Below are 3,558 nucleotides of genomic sequence, written 5' to 3' on the forward strand. Positions count from 1 at the left end.
GTCCTCCGGGGCGAGCACGGCGCGCCAGTGCGGCAGTTCCGCGACCCGCTCGGGGGCGTGCGCCGCCTCCGCCAGCGCCGTGCTCCAGCGGGCGAACGGGGTGCGCACCGGGGGAAGTTCGATCGGCCGGCCCTCGCGCCAGGCGTCCCAGGCCAGGGCCAGGTCGCGCAGCAGGACGTGCCAGGAGGCGCCGTCCACGGCCAGGTGGTGGACCGCGAGCAGGAGCAGGCCCCGCTCGCCGGGGGTATCGAGCCAGCGGGCCTGGAGCATCACCCCGGCGCGCGGGTCCAGTCCGGCGGCGGTCGGCTCGAGGTGCTCGGCGACCATGGCCCGCGGGTCGTCCGCGCCCTCGGGGAGCTCGATGCGCCGCACCAGGCCGGCCGGGTCGACGCGGTCGGCCGGGGTGGTCTCCAGGTGCCATCCGCCGGTGTCCACCAGCCGTGCGCGCAGCAGGTCGTGGTGGCGGACCACCGCGGTCACGACGGCGTCGAGGCCCGCCGGGGAGAGGCCGGCCGGGGTGCGCACCGGCAGCGACTGGTGGTAGGCGTCGACGGCGCCGCCGAGCTCCTCCAGCCGGCGCAGGGCCGGGGTCGGCGCGACCGCGCCGGGGGCGTCGGACCCGGCGGACGCGTCGTCACCGCCCCCGGTGGGCTCGGTCGGCTCGGCGACCTCGGCGAGCCCGCGCGGGGTCTCACGGGCGAAGACGTGCTTCAGCGTGACGGCCCAGCCCTTCTCCCGGGCCCGGGCGACCAGTTGGATCGCGGTGATGCTGTCGCCGCCCAGCTCGAAGAAGGAGTCGTCCGGGCCGGCGTCCGCGCCCAGCACGTCGCGCACCACGGCGACCAGGGCGTCCAGGGCCCGGTCCGGGTCGGCGCCGGCGGGGGCTGCGGGCGCGGCCGGGGTGGTGTCCCGGGGCGGGTCCGCCGGTTCGGTGCCCGCGGGGCGACGGGCGACGGAGGGGCGCACCGCCGCGGGGACGACCGACGGGTCCTCGGCCGCCGCCCGCACCAGAGCCAGGAAGTCCTCCTGGTGGCGGGCGAGCGCGTCGGCGTCGTAGCGGGCGGCGCTCCCGTCGAGGTGCACGCCGAGCCCCCGGTCCCGCTGGCGTCCGGTGACGGCCACGGCCAGGTCGCCGACCGGACCGTTGGAGAGGTTGTGGGCCACTGCGGGATACCCGCCGAAGTCGAAGGCGTACGGGAAGGTCATGACGTTCACCGACGGCCCGAGCACGCCCTGTGCGCCGCGCCGGAACCCCAGGTCGCGGTGCAGGTCCTCGAAGCGGTACCGCTGGTGCGGCAGGGCCTCCTTGACGACCGCGGCCGCCTGCCGGGTCAGCTCCGCGAAGGACCGGCCGGGCCGCACCTCCAGCCGGATCGGCACGACGTTGGACAGCATGCCCGGGGTGCGGCGCGCGAGCTCGCCCCGGCGGGCCGTCACCGGCAGCGAGACGACCACGTCCTCGGCGCCGGTGGCCAGGTGCAGCTGCGCGGCGAGGATCGCGACCACGGCCGGCGCCAGGGACCGGCCGAGGCCGGCCCGCAGCCGGTCGGCCCGGTCGGCCGGGATCCGCGCGGTGCTGCGCAGCACGGGCGCGGTGGGCTGCCACGGGCCGTCGCCGAGCGAGGCGGGGGCCGGACGGTCCGCCAGCCGCTGCGTCCAGTACCGGCGGTCGGCCTCGAACGCGGGCGAGGCCCGGTAGGCCTCGTCGTCGGCGAGCAGGGCGTGCAGCGGGCAGAAGTCCGGGGCCGGGGCCGGGAGGCCGGCGCTCTCGCAGGTGTAGAGGTCGGCCACCCGCCGGGCGAACAGGGCCGCGCCGTAGCCGTCGATCGCCACGTGGTGGGCGCGCTGGTACCAGAGGAACCGCCGTGCGGAGAGCCGGAGCAGGCCGACGGTGCACACCGCGTCCCGGGTCACGTCCAGCGGCCGGGCCAGGTCCTGCCGCATCCAGTGGCCGGCGGCGGCCGCGGGGTCGGCGGCGGCGGACAGGTCCAGGACGTGGACCCGGGGGGCGGGGGCGGTGCGCGGCGACTGGCGCGGGCCGTCGGGGGTGTCGGTGAGCACGACGCGCAGCGCCTCGGTCTCCGACCAGGCCCGGGTCCAGGCCGCGTCGAAGACCGCCGGGTCGACCGGCCCGGCGATGTCGAAGTACTCGGCGATCTGGCAGCGTCCGCCGTGGGCGACGTCCTGGTCGGCGAACCACATGCCGAGCTGGGCCCGGGAGAGCGGCAGGCCCGGGGTGACGGAACCGCCCATGTCAGGACCCGGTCCGGAGCCGCACGCCGGACCGCACGGCGGCGGGCCAGTGCGCGGGCTCGGGGCCGTACTGGCAGAGGAAGGCGTGGACGAGCCGCTCCAGGCCGAAGCCGACGCAGCCGCTGTGAACCGGCCCGTGCTCCCCGCGCCGGATCCCGAAGTTGCGGCCGAACAGGTCGTCGTGGAAGTTGAAGGACCCGACCGCGATGGTGCGGCCCGGCGCGACGTCCAGCCGCAGTTCGTACTTGAGCTCCAGCAGCCGCTGCGACCAGATCCGCTCGGAGGTGTCGGTGCCGCAGAAGAACGGGTCGTTGCCCACCTCGCAGAAGCCGCTGAGGCCGAGATCCTCGACGAACGCGAACACCTTCCGCATGAAGGCCTCGCGGGCGGCCAGCACCTCCTCGCGCGGGCCCATCAGGACGATCTCCCGGATGGTGAAGTCCCAGAGCCGCTCCAGGGTCGTCGCGTAGGCGGCCTCGAACCGGAACGACTTGCCCCGCGCGGTCACCACCTGCAGGCCCTCGGCGGGCAGTTCGCGCCCGCCGTATTGCTGGAAGGTGTGGTAGCACATGGTCGGCGGCAGGCAGTAGTCGACGTTGTCGCAGGAGCCGAGGACCTTCGCGCCGATCCCGCCGTCGACGTGGGCGCGCTGGAACTTCTCGTACACGTCGAGGTCGTTGTGGAGCCGGGTGACGAACATCAGGTGCTGCGGGAAGGACGAGAAGTAGCCCGCGGTCTCCAGCGCGCGGGTGCTGATCAGGGTGGGGTAGCGGTACTCGCGCGCCGGGAAGTCCTGGCGCAGCAGCATCGTGACGGCCTGGTCGAAGTACTCCAGCAGCGCCAGGAGGGGTTCGCCGAGCGCCACCTGGCCCTCGCCGACCTCGTCGACCAGGCCGGCCGCGGAGAGCCGCTCGAAGGTGTCCTCCGCCGCCTCGCGGCGGTGCGGGGAGGTCCATACGGTCTTGGCGGCGGTGGCCAGCTGCGGGCGGACGTCGCCGTCGACCATGCGGTTGACCTTGTCGGCCAGCGCGGCCGCGTCGACCGGCCGGGACGACCGGAGCTCCACGGCGCGCACCTGCCCGTCGTCGTGCGCCAGCTCGTACCCGTCGATGTCGGCCGAGACGAAGAACAGGCGCCGTTCGATCTCGGACGCGAGTCGGGCCGGTACGGGGGCGCGCAGCTCGACGCGGGTGCGGTAGGACATCATGGTCGTTCACTCCTGGTGGGAGGCGGAGGCGTTCTCGGGGCGCTCGCGGGGCGCCGGCGGGCGGCCCCGGGTGCGGCGGACCCGCCGCCGCACCCGGG

Annotated in this window: 2 protein-coding genes; both read right to left on the reverse strand. The window is 75.9% G+C overall.

Annotation, left to right across the window (positions count from 1 at the left end):
• A partial coding sequence (locus ABZ885_RS37660; RefSeq protein ID WP_360199168.1) for a condensation domain-containing protein occupies positions 1–2,253 on the reverse strand: 2,253 nt, incomplete at its 3' end.
• 1 nt (position 2,254) lies between these two features.
• Positions 2,255–3,460 (reverse strand): hypothetical protein, encoded by a 1,206-nt coding sequence (locus ABZ885_RS37665; RefSeq protein ID WP_360199170.1) that lies wholly within the window; start codon positions 3,458–3,460, stop codon positions 2,255–2,257.
• Between the last annotated feature and the right edge of the window lie 98 nt (positions 3,461–3,558).

The organism is Kitasatospora sp. NPDC047058, assembly GCF_040643935.1.
Lineage (GTDB): Bacteria > Actinomycetota > Actinomycetes > Streptomycetales > Streptomycetaceae > Kitasatospora.